General features: G+C 37.2%; 18 protein-coding genes. 15 read left to right on the top strand and 3 right to left on the bottom strand.

The annotated features are described in order from the left end of the window. Positions 1-113 precede the first annotated feature (113 nt). From rpsP to hldE, 6 genes are all read left to right on the top strand, one after another. Positions 114-362, top strand: coding sequence for a 30S ribosomal protein S16 (gene rpsP / locus AC0L3W_RS10400; protein ID WP_028869134.1), 249 nt, complete (start codon positions 114-116; stop codon positions 360-362). A 26-nt stretch (positions 363-388) separates the two neighbouring features. After that, the gene (gene rimM / locus AC0L3W_RS10395) at positions 389-916 is read left to right on the top strand and encodes a ribosome maturation factor RimM (protein ID WP_290040570.1); all 528 of its coding nucleotides are present in this window, start codon (positions 389-391) and stop codon (positions 914-916) included. A 19-nt stretch (positions 917-935) separates the two neighbouring features. Next, positions 936-1,682: a tRNA (guanosine(37)-N1)-methyltransferase TrmD gene (gene trmD, locus AC0L3W_RS10390; RefSeq protein ID WP_290040569.1), complete on the top strand. Its 747-nt coding sequence runs from the start codon at positions 936-938 to the stop codon at positions 1,680-1,682. A 42-nt stretch (positions 1,683-1,724) separates the two neighbouring features. Further along, the gene (rplS, locus tag AC0L3W_RS10385; protein ID WP_113818297.1) at positions 1,725-2,075 is read left to right on the top strand and encodes a 50S ribosomal protein L19; all 351 of its coding nucleotides are present in this window, start codon (positions 1,725-1,727) and stop codon (positions 2,073-2,075) included. 579 nt (positions 2,076-2,654) lie between these two features. After that, positions 2,655-3,026: a YbaN family protein gene (locus AC0L3W_RS10380; protein ID WP_290040568.1), complete on the top strand. Its 372-nt coding sequence runs from the start codon at positions 2,655-2,657 to the stop codon at positions 3,024-3,026. Positions 3,027-3,117: 91 nt separating this feature from the next. Beyond that, complete coding sequence (gene hldE, locus AC0L3W_RS10375) at positions 3,118-4,560, top strand: bifunctional D-glycero-beta-D-manno-heptose-7-phosphate kinase/D-glycero-beta-D-manno-heptose 1-phosphate adenylyltransferase HldE (RefSeq protein WP_290040567.1); 1,443 nt, start codon at positions 3,118-3,120, stop codon at positions 4,558-4,560. A 69-nt stretch (positions 4,561-4,629) separates the two neighbouring features. Here the strand turns inward: hldE and AC0L3W_RS10370 are convergent, their stop codons facing one another. Continuing rightward, entirely contained in the window at positions 4,630-5,967 is a 1,338-nt protein-coding gene (locus AC0L3W_RS10370) for a TolC family outer membrane protein (RefSeq protein WP_409438949.1), read from the bottom strand. 422 nt (positions 5,968-6,389) lie between these two features. Here AC0L3W_RS10370 and nudF point away from each other — a divergent pair, with 422 nt between their 5' ends. The 5 genes from nudF to AC0L3W_RS10345 all read left to right on the top strand — a co-directional run bounded on the left by nudF (position 6,390) and on the right by AC0L3W_RS10345 (position 11,222). Beyond that, positions 6,390-6,986 carry an ADP-ribose diphosphatase gene (gene nudF / locus AC0L3W_RS10365; RefSeq protein WP_290040564.1) on the top strand — a complete coding sequence of 199 codons (597 nt, stop codon included), beginning with the start codon at positions 6,390-6,392 and terminating at the stop codon, positions 6,984-6,986. A gap of 171 nt (positions 6,987-7,157) precedes the next feature. Beyond that, a complete protein-coding gene (gene cpdA / locus AC0L3W_RS10360) occupies positions 7,158-7,994 on the top strand; it encodes a 3',5'-cyclic-AMP phosphodiesterase (RefSeq protein WP_290040562.1) in 837 nt (278 codons plus the stop codon). 19 nt (positions 7,995-8,013) lie between these two features. Next, on the top strand, positions 8,014-8,601 hold the full coding sequence (locus tag AC0L3W_RS10355) for a YqiA/YcfP family alpha/beta fold hydrolase (RefSeq protein ID WP_290040559.1): 588 nt from the start codon (positions 8,014-8,016) through the stop codon (positions 8,599-8,601). Between the two features lie 95 nt (positions 8,602-8,696). Further along, a complete protein-coding gene (gene parE, locus AC0L3W_RS10350; protein ID WP_290040557.1) occupies positions 8,697-10,586 on the top strand; it encodes a DNA topoisomerase IV subunit B in 1,890 nt (629 codons plus the stop codon). Between the two features lie 114 nt (positions 10,587-10,700). Next, a complete protein-coding gene (locus tag AC0L3W_RS10345) occupies positions 10,701-11,222 on the top strand; it encodes a Tn7 transposase TnsA N-terminal domain-containing protein (RefSeq protein WP_409438950.1) in 522 nt (173 codons plus the stop codon). Between the two features lie 5 nt (positions 11,223-11,227). Here the strand turns inward: AC0L3W_RS10345 and AC0L3W_RS10340 are convergent. Both AC0L3W_RS10340 and AC0L3W_RS10335 read right to left on the bottom strand, forming a co-directional pair. Next, positions 11,228-12,354, bottom strand: a protein-coding gene (locus tag AC0L3W_RS10340) for an IS3 family transposase (RefSeq protein ID WP_409438951.1) whose coding sequence is annotated in 2 segments (ribosomal slippage) — positions 11,228-12,120 and positions 12,120-12,354 — 1,128 coding nt in all. Because the reading frame shifts where the segments join, the coding sequence is not laid out codon by codon here. A gap of 18 nt (positions 12,355-12,372) precedes the next feature. Next, entirely contained in the window at positions 12,373-13,368 is a 996-nt protein-coding gene (locus AC0L3W_RS10335; protein WP_409438952.1) for a TniQ family protein, read from the bottom strand. Between the two features lie 223 nt (positions 13,369-13,591). Here AC0L3W_RS10335 and AC0L3W_RS10330 point away from each other — a divergent pair, with 223 nt between their 5' ends. From AC0L3W_RS10330 to AC0L3W_RS10315, 4 genes are read left to right on the top strand one after another with little or no spacing between them, the layout of a single operon-like run. Then, positions 13,592-16,147: a type I restriction-modification system subunit M gene (locus AC0L3W_RS10330; protein ID WP_409438953.1), complete on the top strand. Its 2,556-nt coding sequence runs from the start codon at positions 13,592-13,594 to the stop codon at positions 16,145-16,147. Further along, positions 16,140-17,408, top strand: a complete 1,269-nt coding sequence (locus AC0L3W_RS10325) for a restriction endonuclease subunit S (RefSeq protein WP_409438954.1) — start codon at positions 16,140-16,142, stop codon at positions 17,406-17,408. The genes AC0L3W_RS10330 and AC0L3W_RS10325 overlap by 8 nt, the downstream gene beginning before the upstream one ends. Continuing rightward, positions 17,408-18,313, top strand: coding sequence for an SIR2 family protein (locus tag AC0L3W_RS10320; protein WP_409438955.1), 906 nt, complete (start codon positions 17,408-17,410; stop codon positions 18,311-18,313). The genes AC0L3W_RS10325 and AC0L3W_RS10320 overlap by 1 nt, the downstream gene beginning before the upstream one ends. Then, positions 18,306-21,122: a hypothetical protein gene (locus AC0L3W_RS10315; protein ID WP_409438956.1), complete on the top strand. Its 2,817-nt coding sequence runs from the start codon at positions 18,306-18,308 to the stop codon at positions 21,120-21,122. The genes AC0L3W_RS10320 and AC0L3W_RS10315 overlap by 8 nt, the downstream gene beginning before the upstream one ends. The last annotated feature ends 7 nt before the right edge of the window (positions 21,123-21,129 follow it).

Here is a 21,129-nt window from a genome sequence, read left to right as displayed (position 1 = left end):
TTGTGATTTTGATTGTTCTTTTCTCAAATAAGAGTATAATTTTGCGGCTTTCTACAGAAGCAGGTGGTCAGAATTCACTGACTTTCGACGTTTAACAATATAAAGAGGACGATATGGTAACTATTCGTTTAGCTCGTGGTGGCGCTAAAAAACGCCCATTCTACCAAGTGGTAGTAACTGATAGCCGTAGCCCACGTGACGGCCGTTTCCTTGAAAAAGTTGGTTTCTTTAACCCAACAGCACAAGGTCAATCAGAAAAATTACGTTTAGATACAGATCGCATCAACCATTGGGTTGGTCTTGGCGCACAGCTAAGTGATCGTGTAGCTAAATTAGTAAAAGATAACGCAGTAGCTGCTTAATTGCAGTTAGGTGAAGGGGATATTCGGTGAGCGATAAAGCACAACCAATAGAGATAGGCAAGTTTGGTGCGGTATATGGCATCAAAGGCTGGTTAAAAGTCCACTCCTACACCGATGATCCGGAAAGTATTTTTCAATACAAACCATTGTTAATGAAATCTGCTGGTGGAGTTCAAGAAGTTATTATTACTGATTGGAAACGCCACAATAAAGGTTTTGTTGCAAAAGTAGATGGTTATGATGTTCGTGAAGAAGTACAAGCCTTAGTGGGTATTGAGCTTTTAGTGAATCCATCAAGTCTTCCTGAATTGGAAGCTGACTTTTACTGGCGAGATTTGGTCGGGTGTCAGGTTAAAACTGACAAAGGTTATCATCTTGGTGTTGTCACCGATTTGATGGAAACAGGTTCAAATGATGTACTTGTTGTAAAAGCCAACTCGAATGATGCTTTTGGGCAAAAAGAACGGTTAATTCCGTTCATCGAAGAGCAAGTAATATCAAATGTTGATATTGCAAGCCAACTAATTACTGTTAATTGGGAACCTGATTTCTAATTACCCTAGGAGAAAAGTTATGTGGTTAGGGGTTATTAGCCTCTTCCCGGACATGTTTCGGGCCATTAGCGAAAATGGGGTAACAGGTCGAGCGATTAATAATAACCTGATCTCTATCGAATGTTGGAATCCTCGTGATTTTACATTAGATAAACATAGAACGGTCGATGATCGTCCCTATGGTGGTGGGCCTGGTATGTTGATGATGGTGCAACCTTTGCGGGATGCAATCAACGCAGCAAAACAGAGCGCAAGAGAAGCAGGGCATGAGGCAAAGGTGATTTACCTTTCTCCTCAAGGTCGACGTTTAGACCATCAAGGTGCACAGTCACTATCAAGCTCTGATGCTTTGATATTAGTGGCAGGGCGCTATGAAGGGATAGACGAACGCATAATCGAAAGCTTAATAGATGAAGAATGGTCTGTTGGTGATTATGTGCTAAGTGGTGGTGAGCTACCGGCAATGATTTTAATGGATGCTGTGGTACGTTTTGTACCGGGTGTACTAGGTCATAGTCAGTCAGCTGAGCAAGACTCCTTTGCGGATGGCTTGTTAGACTGTCCTCACTACACAAGACCTGAGGTGTTAGATGGGAAACAAGTGCCAAGTGTTTTATTGAGTGGTGATCACGAGAAGATTCGTCAATGGCGATTAACTCAATCATTACAACGCACGAAACAAAGAAGACCCGATTTATTACAAAACCTAGCTCTGACTGACGAGCAAGCAAAATTGCTTGCTGCTCTGGACAGTAGCTCCAACTAGACAGCGATGTTATTAGTTAACTAGGCATAAAAAGGTATAAAAATGAGCAAGATTATAGAAGCAATTGAAAACGAACAACTTCGTACAGATATCCCTGAGTTTTCTCAAGGTGATACTGTTGTTGTACGTGTTCGCGTAAAAGAAGGTGAAAAAGAGCGTCTTCAAGCATTTGAAGGTGTTGTTATTGCTAAGCGTAACCGTGGTTTACATTCAGCATTCACAGTTCGTAAAATCTCGAGCGGTGAAGGTGTTGAGCGTGTATTCCAAACTCACAGCCCACTTGTAGGAAGCGTTGAAGTTAAACGTCGCGGTCTGGTTCGCCAAGCTAAACTTTACTACTTACGTGAACTTACTGGTAAAGCTGCTCGTATTAAAGAGAAGCTAGGTAAGTAATTTCATTATTTTAGCTTAATAAAATAAGCTAAAATATGTAAGTTGCAAATTGCTATAATAAAAAGGTCTGCTGATGCAGGCCTTTTTTTTACTTATATTTTTACTTATGTAAGTAAAATTAATAGATAAAAATAATTTTTGGTTAGACAACATTCTATAATTTAAATTAAGGTATGTTTCTCTGCAAAAAATTATAACTCTTAATGGATATATTTAGAGTTGTGTAACTTGCAACTAATTGTTTTTAGTCTATTATTTTTTAATAATCATGAAGGTTAAAAGTGCCCTTGGTTAAATACTGCTAGTATCAATGCAAAATAAGTTACGAGCCCAGTAATACTTAATTTCATTAAGTATGTGTTTAAATTTTTCAGAAAAAACTAAATTCAGGTATAAATTGATGCCATTTGAAGATTAATGTCGTTAATCACCTGTTTGAGAATTGACCAAAATATGTCAATTCATTAATGATTATTTTCTTTATCAAACTTACCATACATAAGTGAGTTGTTTGGACTAAGTAAATCAATCTGCTAGATAGTGAATGGGTATAAATATGATCACCTACTGGGAGTGCGAATGAGAGCACTGTTATTAAAATATACTTTATTTAGTATCGGTTTAATATCGACTATATTAGGTGCTTTAGGCGTTATTCTACCGCTATTGCCAGCTACCCCTTTCTTTATTCTTGCGTTATTTTGTTTTTCAAAAAGTTCTCCTCAATTTCAACAATGGCTATTAAACTTACCGGGTATCGGTAATGACTTGAGAAATTGGCAAGCACATAAAAAAATCCATAAAGAACGTAAACCAGCAATTTACTTAAGTGTTGTGATTAGTTTTTTAATCTCTATCTCTCTGTTAATTGGAAAGCCATATTTACAATTAATGTTGATCACCATGATGTGTATATTACTTTTATTTATTAGACGCCTACCTGAGTATTAATCTTTATTTGTCTGCAAATTTGATGTTTGAAAATGTGATTTGATTATGTCTGTGATAATCTAAGCCGATATATGGTTTAGAGATAAATAAAATGAAAATAACCCTACCTGAATATGAAAAAGCGAATGTATTAGTCATTGGTGATGTAATGTTAGATCGCTATTGGCACGGCCCTGCAGCGCGAATTTCTCCAGAAGCTCCTGTTCCTGTTGTTAATGTTAAACAGATTGAAGAACGCCCTGGCGGTGCTGCCAATGTTGCCCTAAATATTGCCGCTTTAGGCGCTAAGTCAAATATCATTGGTTTAGTTGGTGAAGATGAAGCCGCTCAAGCAATTAAAGATAGCTTAAACTCTGTAAACGTTGAAACTGATTTTGTTGCTGTAAGCAGTGCACCAACTATTACTAAATTGCGTGTATTAAGTCGTCATCAACAATTGATTCGTCTAGATTTTGAAACCTCTTTTAGCGATGTTGATAGTGCGCCAATGATCGCTAATATGAACAAAGCATTGAGCGGTAAAAGTCCTGTTGTTGTTTTTTCTGATTACAATAAAGGCTCACTTGCTGACGTGCAAAATATGATTCAAATTGCTAAGCAACAAGGTGCAAGAATATTAGTGGATCCAAAAGGGACTGATTTTGAAAAGTATCGAGGTGCAACTTTATTAACACCTAACTTATCTGAATTTGAAGCTGTCGTTGGGCATTGTGAAAATGATCAAATATTATTTGAACGTGCCGCTCAATTGGTCAAAGAGTTAGATTTGGAGGCGATGTTAGTAACTCGAAGTGAGCATGGTATGACTTTGATTCGTGAGAACCAAGCTCCTTTCCATCTACCTACACAAGCACAGGAAGTTTTTGATGTTACTGGTGCTGGTGATACGGTTATTGCTGTCTTAGCCGCTTCTATTGCTGCTGGTAGTAGTTTTGAAGATGCTTGTGCATTAGCGAATGCAGGGGCGGGAGTTGTTGTCGGTAAAATTGGTACTTCAACGGTTAATACTATTGAATTAGCAAATGCAGTATTTAGCCAGCAAGAGATTGGTTTTGGTGTGTTATCGGAAGAACAGTTAAAGTTAGCGGTAAAATTAGCGCAGCATCGTGGTGAAAAAGTCGTGATGACAAATGGTTGCTTTGATATTTTACATGCTGGACATGTGTCATATCTAAATACCGCAAGAGAGCAGGGGGAACGCCTTATCGTTGCAGTTAATAGCGATCAATCTGTCCGTCGTTTAAAAGGCGATGGCCGACCTGTTAATCCAGTGGATCGTCGAATGGCCGTATTAGCGGGTTTAGGTGCTGTGGATTGGGTTGTAGAGTTCACCGAAGATACACCACAACGTCTGATTGCAGGTGTATTGCCTGACTTATTGGTAAAAGGTGGTGACTATAAACCGGAAGAGATTGCTGGCGGTGAAGAAGTGATTGCTAATGGTGGCGAAGTACGTGTTTTACAATTCAAAGATGGCTGTTCTACTTCTGAAATAATCAACACTATTCGAAGTAATGCCAATCATACTAAATAACTCGTTCATTTAACCCATAAAAAAGGGAAGCTGCTGCTTCCCTTTTATTCATCTTTTAAACAACTTCAATTAAGAGCTAGTGTTACTTTTTTGACTTTCGTTGCTTTGCTTTGATAGCCCTGCAGAAATATCAAATAGATCCTGCTCAGTTAATGTTCCTGCCGACAATTTCAGTTGTAGCATGTTGATGATGTAATCATAACGTGCATTGGCTAATAGGTTCTCAGACTCGTATAAGCTACGTGTTGCATCCAATACATCAACAATCGTACGTGTACCTACTTCAAAGCTTGCTTCAGCTGCATCTAATGCACTTTGTGATGAAATAACGGTTTGCTCATAAGCTCGTACAGAACTAACAGAAGCTTGCACGTTGTTGTAACCACTACTAATACTTACTTCTGTACTACGGAAGGTTTCTACTAAGTCTTGGCTAGCCATTACATAGCTGTACTGTGCTTGTTTTACCTGTGAAGTGATTGAACCGCCAGTGTAAATTGGTACATCTAAACTTAATCCTGCCGTTGCTGATTTAGCTGCATAAGAACTTGAAGTTGAGTCGTCATAATTATAATCGTCATAATCTAGGTCTAATGTGAAATCAATCGTTGGACCATGACCAGCTTCCGCTAAATCGATATTCATTTTAGCTAGCTCTTTAGCGATACGTTTGGAGTGCAGTTCCAAATTATGTTCAATCGCTTTATTGCGCCACACATTTACATCTCCTTCCAATGCAACTGGTTGAAAGTTTTCTGTATCAAGATAAGTGACTTTTTTAACATCTTCGCCGGTTAACTGGCGTAATAGATAATAATTGTTTGCTAGCGTATTTTTTGCTGTGATTAAATCTGCCACCGTTCTATCGTACTCAGCCTGTGCTTCGTGTACGTCTGTGATGGCAATTAAACCAACATCAAAACGTTGTTTAGTTTGCTCTAATTGACGTTCAACCGCACGTTTATTTGCTTCAACTGACTTTACTGACTCATCGGCACGTAATACATCAAAATAAGCAACGGCTACACGGTATATTAAATTTTGCGCAGCATAACCATAAATAGTGCCAAACTGTACTGCTTGTTTTTCAGCAATATCTGCATTTTGCCAATAAGCGCCATTATAGATTGATTGCGTTAGATCGAAGCCTGCGCCAAAATAATTGTAACGGCTAGTATCGCGGCTTGATTGTACTCTATTCGCATCTAATCCAAATCCAATTTGTGGTAATAGATCAGCTTTAGATTCGTTTATTTGTTCTTTGTATAGGTCATATTCGGCTTTACTTTTTAAAATTACCGGATCTTTATATTTAGCTGTTTCATATACTTGTTTTAAAGTATCTGCATTAACAGCTAGACTTGATAAACCTAATAAGGTCGCGATATAAATGCGTTTTAGCGTCATGGTAAAGAGATCCTGTTGAATGTATTTTTGTTCGTGTGAAGAAAGACTAATACTTGTTATTGTAGGGTATTATAAAAACCTATTATTAACTATTATTTGTTGCTTAGAAATACAATGAAAATATAAATAGACTCGTATTTTTTCCAACTTAGTTATGATGTTTTTACGCTATCCAAATGATTTTTAAAGGTTATTTTTTAAATTATATAGACCTGTAATTATTAATTTTAATCAATTAATTATTACGATTATCGTATAACTTTTTAAAAAACGAGTAAATCGTTTATTAGTGCGTTTTATGCATTTATGAGTTTCATTTAATCTATCAATAATAACCGAACAAAGTAATATTTTTTAAAGCGATTAGAGTGTTATTAAGTCTAATGCTTAGATACCTTAAATAAAAAATAATGGATGAAAAAATGTACGATAAAAATGATGTTGAAATAATATCTAATGAACCACTTTATAAAGGTTTTTTTAAATGTAATAAATGGACTATTCGCCATAAACTGTTTTCGGGTGAATGGAATCAGCCTATCGAAAGAGAGTGTTTTGAGCGAGGTAAAGCAGCAGCCTTATTAGCCTATGATAAAGCTCAGGATAAGGTGATATTAGTTGAACAATTTCGCTTAGGTGCAATAGATTCTGACCGCTCCCCTTGGTTATTAGAATTGATTGCCGGTATGATCGATGAAGGGCAAAGCGCGGAACAAACTGTGATAAGAGAAGCTTATGAAGAAGCTGGTTTAGTGGTTGAAAACTGCCAATTCATGTTGAGTTACTTTGTTAGCCCTGGTGGCTCTACTGAAACCGTTGATTTATTTATTGCGAATGTGGACAGCACTAATGTGCAAGGTGTATTCGGTTTAGCCGATGAAGGTGAAGACATTCGTGTACATGTGGTATCAAGGGCAGAAGCTTATAAATGGGTACAAACAGGTAAGATTAATAATGGCATTACTATTATTGGTTTGCAGTGGTTGGAGCTTAACCACAAAGAGGGGTTAAATATCTAACTCAATATACAATTTTTGTCTTTCATTTATCGGAAATGTGGCGCTGTCGACATTTTTAACGATTAAATCATTTTCATTTTTATGACGATGGTAAAATAATTAGCTTAAATTTCATTAAAGCTACTGTAGTTAGTAGCCTTTTTCATTACAGCAGAGCGAAACAGATAATAGATGAATGGTGTAAATCAGACAATTGTAAACCTAGTGCCTGACCCCGAAGGGGATATAAAGCTATTACAAATTACCGATACTCACCTTTTTGCTGATAGTGAAAAAGATCTGTTGGGTATTAAAACCGTTACCAGTTACGATGCCATTATCAAACATGCTGCAAAGTATGCGGGGCAGTGTGCGGCGGTATTATGTACCGGTGATTTATCTCAAGATCACTCTGCTCAATCTTACGTGGATTTTAGTGACCGTATCAAAACATTGCAGATGCCTTGTTATTGGTTGCCGGGTAATCATGATATGCAAGAAATCATGTTGCCATCGTTGTTGGCTGAAGGGTTAGCACAAACCAAGCAAATTATTAGCGAACATTGGCAAATTATCTTATTAGATTCCCAAGTCTCAGGGGTGCCATACGGCCATTTAAGTGACTCACAGTTATCATTTCTTGAACAAAAGCTACAACAACATCCTGATAAACATACTTTGATTGCGGTACACCATCATGTTTTACCGGTTGGAGCAGCATGGTTAGATCAGCATATTCTTAAAAACAATGACCAATTTATCGCACTGATTAGTAAATTTAATAACGTAAATGCGGTGTTATCTGGTCATGTTCATCAATCATTTGATACTGTCAAAAATAAAGTACGTTATATAACGAGCCCGTCAACCTGTGTTCAGTTTAAACCTCAAAGTGATGATTTCGCACTTGATGATAAACCGCCTGGATATCGCTATTTAGTATTAACAAAGTCAGGTAAAATAGAAACTCAAGTAGAGCGACTCAAAGCTGGTGAATTTACAACAGATGAAAACGCAACAGGCTATTAATATTATATAAAGAGGTAAAATGAGAGACCCTAATATAACTAAAGTTTTACTTTCGTTACACGGTTTTCACAGTTCTCCTGGTTCATTAAAAGCGCAACAAATGCGTGAATACCTAGCTTCAGAACATCCCGATATCCATTTTGTTTGTCCACAACTTCCCGTTTTTCCTCAACAAATGTGGGAAACGATTAAATCTATTTTTAATCAATATACCGGTTGTGAAATTACTGTGATGGGTAGCTCTTTAGGCGGATTTTTAGCAACTAAAGTCGCACAACAATATACGGCGAAGGTGATTTTGATTAATCCAGCGGTGACGCCTGATTTATTATTGACACGCTATCAAGGTAAGCAAACTCATCCGCATTTATTGGAAGATTACTTTATTGATCAAGATTATGTTCAGCAACTCGTTGCTTTGAACGTTGACAATATAAGTCACCCTGAAAATATTTGGGTGTTGTTACAAGAAGACGATGAAGTGTTGGATTATCGCGATGCTTTACAAAAGTACTCTCAGTGTAAAATAACTTGTGAGAAGGGAGGCGATCATAGTTTTGTTGGTTTCGAACGCTACTTAGCAGAAATAATTCACTTTCTTTATTAAATACATACAATCAATATATTTGTTCTGTGTTAACTTAAGCACAGAAAAATAACCCAAGATCAACACTACATAATAGACGTCAAATAGGTGCATGCATGAGCGAACAGTATAATTCGGATTCCATTGAAGTATTAAACGGACTAGATCCCGTTCGCCATCGACCAGGTATGTATACAGAGACTAATCGTCCTAACCATTTAGGTCAGGAAGTTATTGATAACTCTGTAGATGAAGCATTAGCCGGCCACGCAAGTTCAATTCAAGTTATTTTGCATGAAGATCAATCTTTAGAAGTCATAGATGATGGTCGAGGTATGCCTATTGATATTCACCCAGAAGAGAAAATAACAGGTGTCGAGCTAATCTTTTGTAAGCTACATGCTGGGGGCAAATTTTCTGGTAAAAACTATGAAATATCAGGTGGTTTACATGGGGTAGGTATCTCAGTAGTAAATGCCTTATCAACGCGAGTGGATGTACAGATTCGTCGCGATGCAAAAGTGTTTCATATCGCCTTTGAAAATGGCGATAAAGTTGAAGAACTAAGTGAAATAGGTGTTTGTGGTAAACGTAATACCGGTACGAGCGTTCACTTTAGACCTGATCCTAAATACTTTGATAGCTTTAAATTTTCCGTGTCTCGTTTATTGCACTTGTTAAAAGCAAAAGCTGTTTTATGCCCGGGTTTAAGCATTAAATTTAAAGATCGTGTAAATAAAAATAATTATGAATGGTGCTATCAAGATGGTCTTAATGACTATTTATTAGAAGCTGTTGCTGAAAATGAGTTACTACCTTCTGCACCCTTTGTTGGTAAGTTCTCTGCTAACAATGAAATGGCCGATTGGGCTGTGGTCTGGTTACCTGAAGGTGGCGACTCAATTACTGAGAGTTATGTAAACCTTATTCCGACAGCGCAAGGCGGGACCCATGTAAATGGTTTCCGTCAGGGGTTATTGGATGCTATGCGTGAGTTTTGTGATATTCGTAATTTACTACCGCGTGGCTTGAAGTTAAGCCCAGAGGATATTTGGGATAAATGTAGTTATATCTTATCAGTTAAAATTAAAGAGCCTCAATTTGCAGGGCAAACGAAAGAACGTTTATCGTCTCGCCAATGTGCTGTGTTTGTTTCCGGTGTTGTGAAAGATGCATTTAGTTTGTGGTTAAACGCCAATGTGACTGAAGCTGAAATACTTGCTGACTTTTGTATTAACAACGCTCAAACACGAAATCGTAAAAGTAAAAAAGTGGCACGTAAAAAGGTTACTCAAGGGCCTGCTTTACCAGGTAAGTTGACGGATTGTTCGACACAAGACCCGGAGCGCGGAGAGTTATTTTTAGTGGAAGGTGACTCGGCGGGAGGGAGTGCAAAACAAGCCCGAGATCGAGAGTTTCAAGCGATTATGCCACTACGCGGAAAGATCAAGAATACATGGGAAGACGAGTCGGATATCATTCTAAATTCTGAAGAGATCCATAATATCTCAGTTGCTATTGGTATTGACCCAGCTTCTAGTGATTTATCAGCGTTACGTTATGGAAAAATATGCATCTTAGCCGATGCCGATTCAGATGGACTACATATCGCCACACTGATTTGTGCGCTATTTGTAAAGCACTTTAGAGCGGTTGTAGATGCAGGTCATTTTTATGTTGCTATGCCTCCTTTATATCGAATTGATATTGGTAAAGAGGTCTATTATGCCCTTGATGAAGCTGAAAAGAATGGCATTTTAGATCGCATTGAAGCTGAGAAAAAGCGTGGCAAAGTAAATGTGCAGCGATTTAAAGGTTTGGGTGAAATGAACCCATTACAACTGCGTGAAACCACCATGGATCCAAATACCCGTCGTTTAGTGCAACTAACCATCGAAGACGCAGATAAAATGTTAGAAATGATGGATATGTTATTAGCTAAAAAGCGTGCAGGTGACCGTAAAACTTGGTTAGAAGAAAGTGGTGATATGGCTGCGATTGACTAATGTTGTATAAAGCATAAGTTGTCATATAGAAAGCATAAGTTGTCCTAAAGTATAAAGCATAAGTTGGCATAAATATCTAATTGGTACTAAAGTGTTAGTATCAAGGAGATATTTATGAACCGATTCAAAGCCCCTAAAAAACGAAATTTAAATAACCTTTTGTCGAAAAGCATCACTAAGTTTCCCTCCATAAAATCTGACATTTCTCCAACTTTAACTGAGAGCCCACTTGAATCTGATTTTTGTTACTATCTTGAGTTTGACAATGAAGTGATAAAATATGAAGCCCAGCCAACCGCTATTGCATATTGGTATGGTGGGAAAAGGCACTGGTACACACCCGATTTTGAAGCCTTTTATGAAAAATCATCCTGTTATTATGAAATTAAATACCAAAAAGATGTTGAACGAGATGATGAATTTGAGCTTAGATTTGCTGAGCAGAAAAAAACAGCAAGAGAACTTGGTAAAGATCTTTTTTTAATTACAGATGAATTTATCACTAAGCAGTATATGTATGAGAATTTATGTCTACTCTATAAGTTTTCAAAGGTCACTATTGATCCTGATTTTTTATACTTTGTTAAAGTTTCTGTAAAAAATAATCAGATATTTGATCTTCCCCCGACTTTGTAGACACATTAATTCTCGATTAAGTACCTTTTTTCATACTCATCAGGAGACACATGGCCAAGGTGGCTATGTAATCGCTTCCGATTGTAAAACATCTCAATATAATTGAACAAGTCTGCTCGAGCTGTATTACGATCCTCGTAGATTTTTCGCTTAACTCTTTCCGTTTTTAGTGAATGAAAAAAGCTTTCTACTACTGCATTATCCAAACAATGACCTCGACGACTCATACTTGGCACCAGATTATTCGATGTTAAAAAGTCACGATAATCACCACTGCCATATTGGCTTCCTTGATCACTATGAACGATCACTTTTTGTTTAGGACTTCGCCTCCAAACCGCCATCAACAACGCCTTAATTACGATATCTTTACCCATGTTAGCTTGCATAGACCAACCAATAATTTTTCGAGAGAATAGATCTAAAACAACCGCTAAATATAACCAACCCTCATTCGTTTTTATGTAGGTAATATCTGCAACCCAAGCTGTATCAGGCTCACATACAACGAATTGTTGCTGTAAATGATTATCTGCAATGAGTGATGGTACCGATGACTTAAAGAAACGACGCTTATAGCCAATGTTGGCTTTCAATTTATTGTGTTTCATTAATCGAGCAACGCGATTTTCTCCACAGGTTTCACCAAGTCGACGAAGCTCATGTGTTATTCTAGGACTTCCATATACTCCTCCACTTTCTGCATATGCTTCTTTAATTCGCACTAGGAGGCGTTTGTTCTCTTGCTTCTGCTTAGATTCTGGCTGTTTAAGCCAAGCATAGAAACCACTGCGATGAACATTAAGCGCTAAACACATCGATTTAACGCGATAAACATTGAGCCTGGTTTTTATGAATGCGTATCTTTCCTTGACTCGCTTGCAAAGAACGCGGCGGCTTCCTTTAAAATATTCCTTTCTTCGGTTACCCGCTTGAGCTCGGCTTTAAGCTTTTTAATTTCATCCTGCTCGGCTGATTTAGTTGGTGGAACTTTTGCTTTTTTGACCCAGTAATAGAGGGATTTATCAGAAATACCTAAACGCTTGGCAACATCAGGAACTGAATAACCATTATTTATCACTTGTCTAACAGCTTCATCTTTGAATTCTTGGGGGTATTTATTATTACTCATAACATCTCTCTTTAAATTTCAGTTTCTAAATATAAGATGTCTACAGATTTGAGGGAAGATCATCTTTATTCTCGTTAAGCTATTAGTAAAAGCTGATTCTGAAAACTCATTTTCCAGATAACTCTCAAAAGCACCCATTAAGAATTGGTAAGCAAAAATCTCCTGTTGTGCACCTGAATATATTTCATCGTATAAATCTCGAAAATAGTGCCTGATGCCAGTTTCTCCTCTTTGTGCCATAGGGTTAATAATAAAGCGATTAAGAAGCTTATAGAAGCCTGTAGGCCAGTCATTGAGGTAATTGCTAGCAGTGTTGTATAGTTTAGCCCTCTGCTCGTTAGGAAGCTGTAATGCTCGTTTAGTTTGATTGCTAAAGCTTCTTTGATGGTAATGGGCAAAAAAGTGTAAAAGCACAAGGTAGTTTTTGAGGTCAAACTGCTGTTTGTCTATTAACAATCGTTCTGAAGGTGATAAGAGTAATTGATTAATGTTGCAGGTAACGGTTGGTATAATCTCTTTTCTCACTGTTGAGGAAGCGTCCTCCATAATTGTTGGTAAACCAGGCGTTGACCAAGTTAAACGTTTCTCATTACGCACATTAAAATCAATAAGTACACATTGGTGCTTCTGACAATGAGTGACGGCTAGTAACAAATGATGGATAGGCTGATTTGACTCTTCGCTAAAGCATTGTGGGCAGAATGTTGGCTTTGAAAAATTAATCGATGAAGTTGGAATGATAAGCTGATTAAATCGATAAAAATTATCGTCAACTTGATGAAGCAAAGTGGCTGATAATTGATTAGTTCTTAGGTTTAACTCTTTTTGTAGTAACTCAATGGGAAAGTTCCCTAGAGCCACTTTCTTAGGTGGAAGACGATTATTCGTTAGGGGGAGATCAATACAGCGTAATAATTGAACTGTATTTTTAAAACCATTAACAATAGAAAGGCGTAGCAGATAGCTAAGTAGGTGTTCACTTTTTAAGGGAGTTGGTCTGACTAAAAACATCATAAAATACCTTAGTGCTTAATAAACTAATAATAGAACAGAAATTATGATTCAACAGATAACTTATATGTAGTTATAAGGCATGCATATTTCTACGAGACATGTTTATTTGTCTAGTTTTTTATATATTTATATTTTGATATAAACCTCAATTAAATCAGGAGTTTTAGGTATGATGGTAAGTACACTTATTGAAAACATAATTAATTGGAAAGCGTAAGCATATATGAGCAATAAACTGACACTAACTAAATTAGAAAGCCTACTATTTAAAGCATGTGACATATTACGTGGCAAAATGGATGCATCAGAATACAAAGAATATATTTTTGGTATGTTGTTCTTAAAACGTATGTCTGATCAATTTGAAGCTGATAAAGCCGCTATTCGAGCACGCTTAGCAAAAGAAGGTAAGTCAGAGTCTGCAATTGAAAAGCTCGTTTCATTACCCTCACAGTTTGATTACTTTGTACCAGAAGCGGCTGCATGGTCAACCATAAAACACATTAAAAAGAATGTCGGTACTGAGTTAAATAAAGCACTTGCAGCTCTTGAAGATGCGAATATTAAAAAGGGTCTGGAAGACGTACTTAAGCACATTAACTTCAACAAAAAAGTAGGCAAAAAGCCTATGGAAGATAGTGTTCTCGTTAACTTTATCCAACACTTTAACACTATCCCGCTAACTAATGACGACTTTGAATTTCCAGACCTCCTTGGTGCTGCTTATGAATATTTAATTAAGCATTTTGCCGATAGCGCGGGTAAAAAAGGCGGTGAATTTTACACCCCTTCAGAAGTGGTTCGCTTATTAGTTGAGATTCTACAGCCCGGTGAAGGTATGGAGATCTACGACCCTACTGTTGGTAGTGGTGGCATGTTGATTCAAAGTAAAAAATACGTTGAAGAAACGGGTGATGACGTAAGCAAAATAGATTTATTTGGGCAGGAAGATAGCGGCACCACATGGTCTATTTGTAAAATGAACATGATATTACACGGTGTTGGCGGTGCGAATATTCAGAATGAAGATACACTGGCTAAACCTCAACATGTCGATGCCAATGGCGAGATACGCACTTTTTCACGGCTGATCGCGAATCCTCCATTTTCGCAGAACTACAGTCGTGATGGCATGACACATCAAGGCCGTTTTCACACATGGTTGCCTGAAGGCGGCAAAAAAGCTGACTTCATGTTTGTACAGCATATGCTTGCTTCACTCAAGCAAGATGGAAAAATGGCAATAGTAATGCCGCATGGAGTGTTATTCCGTGGTGGTGAAGAAAAAATATGTCGCCAACGATTTGTTGAAGAAGGCATTCTTGAAGCTGTTATCGGCTTACCACAAGGCTTATTCTACGGTACTGGCATTCCTGCGTGTGTTTTAGTGTTTAACAAAGCAAATGCAGCTAAGCGCAAACACGTAGTATTTATCAATGCTGACCGAGAATACAAAGAAGGTAAAAATCAAAATAGCCTTCGTCCAGAAGACATTGAAAAGATCACTCATGTTTATGGCGCTTTAACGTCAAACACAGAAAATGAAATCGAGAAGTACGCACGAGCAGTGCCTGTTAGTGAGCTTGAAGACGAAGAGTTCAACTTAAATATCAGACGTTACGTTGATAACAGTCCGGCATCAGAGTCACAGGATGTAAAAGCACACTTAAACGGTGGCGTTCCTGCTGATGAAGTAAACAGTCTTGATTCACATTGGCAAAATTACTCAAACCTAAAAGAAGCCTTATTTACTTCGGGGCACCCTAAACAAGCTAGTGGTTACTACTTCTCTTTTAATGAGATAATTGAAAGCAAAGCTGATATTAAAATTACTATTGAGAATCACCCGCAGCTTATTGCCAAACATGATGCATTTAACACTCAATTAAGACAATGGTGGGATACGCAATTCTTACCAGCATTTCACCAGCTTGGCGATGATAAATTAGGGTCTAAAGGCGTATTTGACCTAAGGCGTGATGCGTTAAATAGTATTGTGACTGCGCTATTACCTGAAAACTTGTTATCTATTTACCAGGTTCGCGGTGCGATGGCCAGCAACTTCAAGCAATATGAGGCAGATCTAAAATCTATCGCTAACTCAGGTTGGAACGCTGAGCTGATCCCTGATGAAGAAATTCTAGCATCACAATTTCCTGAAGTACTAGCTAGCTTGAAAAAAGATACTGCCAGAATTACCGAACTTGAAGCACTCTTTGCTGCGGCAAATGAAACGCCTGAAGAAGATAATGAAGACGAGCAAGAATCTGAATCTGGTATATTGTCAAAACCTCAGGTAAAAGCATTTAAAGATGCGAAAAAAGAGAATAATGGTCAACTTCGCGATTTAAAAAAAGAGCTAAAATTTGCCAAAAAAGAAGATCCTACACGAGCTTTGCTGCTTGAAGTAGGCATTGAAAAGCTAACCACAGCTAACAGCGTAATTGATACTAAGCTGGAGTTGCATAATGCACTTGAAAAAGAACTGAAAGACTTAAAGGGTGGTATCAAAGAAGCTGAAAAGAAAAAAGAAGAGTTAATTGATGCTGCGCGTGAGAAAATTACACCTGAGGAAGCAAAGGAGTTAATTGAAGCACGCTTTAAACAACAAATGGTCGCTAGTTATGCTCACTACTTATGTCAGTTGCTAGCTCAATTAGTAAAGGTCGTTGAAAACCTTCATAACAAGTACGCGATTACAGTGAAAGATATTCTTTTTGAACGCGACCAACAAGCAGCCTTGCTAAATGATTTTTTGATGGAGTTAGGTTATGAGTAACTTAGCAACCGATTGGGATATCGTTCCATTTCAAAATGTAGTTGATAAAGTAATCGACTTTAGAGGGAGAACCCCTTTAAAAATTGGTATGGACTGGGGAAACGGTGAAATACTATCCTTGTCAGCTAATAATGTTAAGCGGGGCTATATAGATAAAGAAAAAGAAGCACATTTGGGTAGCATTGAACTTTACAATAAGTGGATGACAAGAGGTGAGTGTAAGCTAGGCGATATTGTGTTTACTATGGAAGCGCCTTTGGGTAATGTTGCCCAAATTCCAGACAATTATAAATACATTCTAAGTCAGAGAGTAATCCTGTTAAAGATAAATGATAAAGTTGCCAATAGCACTTATATAGCTTATTTGATGAGAGGAGATGACTTTCAAACAAGGTTGTTTCAGCGTTCTACAGGATCTACTGTAACAGGCATACAACAGCAAAAGTTAAATAAATTTGAGCTGATTTTACCGCCTATTAAGCAACAAAATAAAATCGCCAAGCTATTAAGCACTGTTGATAACCTAATTGACCAAACCCAAAACCTTATCGACAAATATACTTCTGTTAAAAAAGGCATGATGGCGGATTTATTCACTCGTGGCATAGAGCTTTCTGGAACACCAGAAACCAACCAAAACTATGGTCAGTTACGCCCAAGCTATGAAGAATTACCTGAGCTATATCAAGAAACAGAGTTAGGCTGGATTCCTAAGGGGTGGGGAGTAGAACCATTATGTAATTGTTTAAACTTTCTGGACCGTCAGAGAGTTCCGTTAAAGCAAGAAGATAGAGCTAGCATGGGGGGACAATACCCGTACTATGGCGCAAGTGGAATTATTGATTATATTAATGATTTTATTTTTGAAGGTTCATTTATCTTATTAGGCGAAGATGGTGAAAATGTGCTGTCTCGAAACCTTCCATTAGCTTTCAAAGTAAAAGGACAGATTTGGGTTAATAATCATGCTCATATTATGACAACCAAGGTTGGTATGGACATCGATTTTTATACAGAATACCTCGAAAATATAAATTATGAAAACATAGTATCTGGTAGTGCTCAACCTAAGATTACTCAAAGCCAACTTGCAAAGATGCTTATCAAAGTGCCAACTGGAGATGAGCAGAAAGAAGTAACGAAAAGGCTTTCATCTATTAACTTTAGAATTATCACTGAAAAAGAATATCTAGAAAAACTAAAGCTAAAGAAAAAGGGGCTGATGCAAGACTTACTAACAGGCAAAAAGCAGGTTAATTAATGGCAATTTTAAGAGCAGAACCTAAGCTACCCGAAGAAATAATAGAGGCTGCAAAAGCAGGGAATTTAGTCTTATTTATAGGGGCTGGTATTTCAAGAATGGCGGGACACCCATCTTGGGATGGCTTTGCTGATGCTGTTGTCAATCAATTAGTAAAGAATGAGGTCATAGATCATCATGAAAAGTCATTAATTAATGCGCTTCCAGATCCAAGAAAGCGCTTATCTATTGCTAAAATATTAGATGATGACAATGGTGCGAAGGTTGATTATAAAAAAATATTTCAATTAGATAAGCCTTGGTGTGATGTTTATGACTTTATCAATAAATATGATTGTACTTTTGTAACTACAAATTACGACAAATTGATCAAGCCCAAATTATCTCACGGAAAACCAGAAACAAGTTGGCGTTGTTTCAAACGAAAAGACTTATTGAACGCTAAGTTAGATACTAAAGGTGCTGTAATTCATCTACATGGCTGCGTGGATGACCCTTCAAGTATGATAGTTACAACAAAAGATTACTTAGAGCATTATGTTTCTGACGAAGTTCCCAAATTTCTTACCCACCTTTTTTCAAGCAAAATTGTATTATTTCTTGGTTATGGGTTGGAAGAGACTGAAATACTTGAATATGTATTGAAGTCTAGTGACCAGAAAGAAGAACCTCAAAAAAGACTATTTATTCTACAAGGTTTCTTTAATGCTGAAGAGCCGTTATTTAAGAAGTTAAAAGATTATTATGAGCAGTCATTTAATGCGCAACTAATAATATTTCCTCGTGACCATGAAGATTATGCTCAGCAACAAGCCATTATTAAAAAGTGGGGAAATGAACTTGAGTTTAATGATTTAGCTCTTGCCGACAAGTTAGCCGCGTTAGAGGCAGATCTCGATGAGTAATGAGCTAAGTGCAAAGCAGCGTAGTGCTTTACAACGAGTTATTGATGATCCAGCTCTACAACCTTGGCTATTTAAAAAAGTTGATAGCACAATATGGTTTGACGCTTTTAAAGATCATGGGCTATTTTCACCAGAGCTAAATCCCACACCAATTGAGACTTCAGACAATACTTTCCAAATTCCTTCTTGGCCCATAACTGAATATCTAGTTGCATCATCTCTAAAGTTAAAAGAGGTGAATGATGTTGAAATGGCCCCAAAATATTTAACTCTTATTGAAGAAGTAACTCAGTATGCTATTGCAAACGAGCGCAGTAATTATCGAACATGGTGGCAATTCAGTAAGATACTGAGAAACATACCATTAGAGATTTTAACGGTTGATGATTTTGATTGCATTGGTTATTGGTTAATTGACAAGTTTGATCGACATCTTATTAGTAAAGAAGTTAGTGAATGGGTTATTGAACTTGTTGAGGTTAATAGCGAGGAATCAATAGTTTTTGCCATAGACCTGCTAGATAAATTATTCACAATTAACAGTGTCGAAGGGCGATATTCTAATAATAGACAAGAAGCTGTACTTGGGTTTGATGATTATTTAGCTGGTAAATTTGTTGATAATTCAGCGTTAGAGTTAGGTGAAAAACTTGGCTTGGTAGCTATAAACTTGTTTGAGCTAAAGCTTAAAAAAGTACTGGATATTAATGGCAATGATAAGTGGTCAAACATTTGGCGTAACGCAATACCTGAACATAAGCAAAATAGTAGAAGAAATGATGCAGACGATATCGTTTTAAAGCTTTTTAGAGATTCTTTATTAGGCTACGCTCAAACAACTAGTGATGCCAATGCATTAGAAAAACTTACTGAGATTATCAATAGCGATTACCAGACAATCAAGCGAATTGGTATCCATGTCGCTAGTGAGTGCTTTAATAAACTTGATGAGAAAGTAATAGATTTAGTTATAGAACCTAGTCATTTTAACGATAAGTATCGGCATGAGCTTTGGCATTTTTTACATAAGAACTTTCCTAATATATGCGAACAGCAGCAACAGTCAATTGTTGCTGTAATAGAATCTCTATCAGTGACGAATGAAGACACAGGGGCAGTTCAAGACAAGCCAACAGCGTACAAGCAATCAAATTGGTTTGCTGCAATTAAAGACTTAAGTGAGATAGCTCAAACTAAATATCAAGCTTGTATTGATATTACGGATGTTGAGCCAGACCATCCTGACTTTTCAAGTTATATGAGTGGTGGTGTTGCTGTAGACGTTTCTCCTGTATCGGTCTCCGAGTTAGCAGTAATGCTTGAAAATACTAATGAGTTAGTTAGCTTTTTAAATGAGTATAATGTGGTTAGCCACTTTAATGAGCCAGGTATTGAAGGGTTAGTTAATACGTTTGAAGACTTAGTTTTACTTGATAGCTGTGAAGTGCTTAATAATTTAGACGCATTCACTAAGCTTAAACCACACTATTTAAATCAGATATTTACGGCTTATTCCAAGTTGTGGACAGACAAAGCACAACGCTCATGGAGTGAGCTGTGGCCTAAAATCTTAGGTTTCTCTTCAAAGGTATTTAACGATAATTCATTTTGGGAGTCAAATGACAACACTGAATCTGCTCCCTTCATAGGTGATAAGGACTGGGTAATTAGCTCTTTCTGCCGTTTAGTTGAATCAGGGTGTGAAAAAGATGAGAGAGCTTTTAATTTAGATTTAGCTGATGGTGTAAAAAACATCCTAGAAATAATTCTTGAACGCGCAGCGGGAGAAGACTTTGGTAGAGATTCTGATGCTGTATCTATTGCAATCAATAGCCCAAGAGGTAGGTGTATAGAAGCTTACTTAAAGTTAGCTCTGTATCAGTGTCGAAACGTTGAGAAAAACTCAACAGAACATCAAGAAATTTGGGCTACATATTTACCAACGTTTGATAGTGAATTGCTTAAGCCCGAATCAGCTAATGAGTATGAATTCATTACAATCTTACTGATGTATATCCGTAACTTTTTTTACTTATCTAACGACTGGACTCATCGTAATTTAGAGAGAATGTTTGGTAATGTAAATTCACTTCAGTGGGTTTGCGCAGTTCAAGCATATTCGTATGTTGCATGGCTGATCCCTGAGATACATCAGATGTTTAAGGAAAAAGGCTTTTATACTGCATTATTAGATCATGATGATTTATCTGATACTGTTAAAGAGCGCTTTATTGAATACATTTGCATTGTGCATATTCAAAAAAGAGAAAATTTTGATGACGATAGTTTATTAAGACTTCTTCTCGATCGTAATAATGATAATGAATTAAGCAAAGTGATTTGGTTTTTGTGGTCGATAAGAGATCAAAATATCGATATGACCAAAGAACTTGTTTTCGCTTTGTGGCCGGACTTAGTTCAAATTATCGAACAGCAAGCTGGTGACAGAAGACCGTTAGCTTCAAAGTTGGCGCTGTGGGCTGAATATGTAGAAGAGTTAGATGAGCAGTCCAAAAAGTGGTTGATTGCAGTCGCCCCGTTCATTAATGATGATCACAATGGAATGGACTTTATGGTGGAGTTAGCAAGGTTAAGTGAAATGCATGCATTGGATGCAGCTGATATCTGGAAGGTTGCACTTTCAAAACCTTTCTATATGTATGATCTAGAGCCTTTGGAAACAATATTCAATAATCTAATATCTCTAGGCCAAGGCGGTAGTTCAGTAGCTAAAGAAATCGCTGATATGTACATAAGAGCCAATGATGAAGTAGTTGTTGAACTTTATAAAAGAATTAGTAACGGCTAATAATATC

The organism is Psychromonas sp. KJ10-5 (assembly GCF_055808325.1).
Note: the sequence above shows the minus strand (reverse complement) of the source record. Positions and strands in the feature narration are given on the sequence as shown.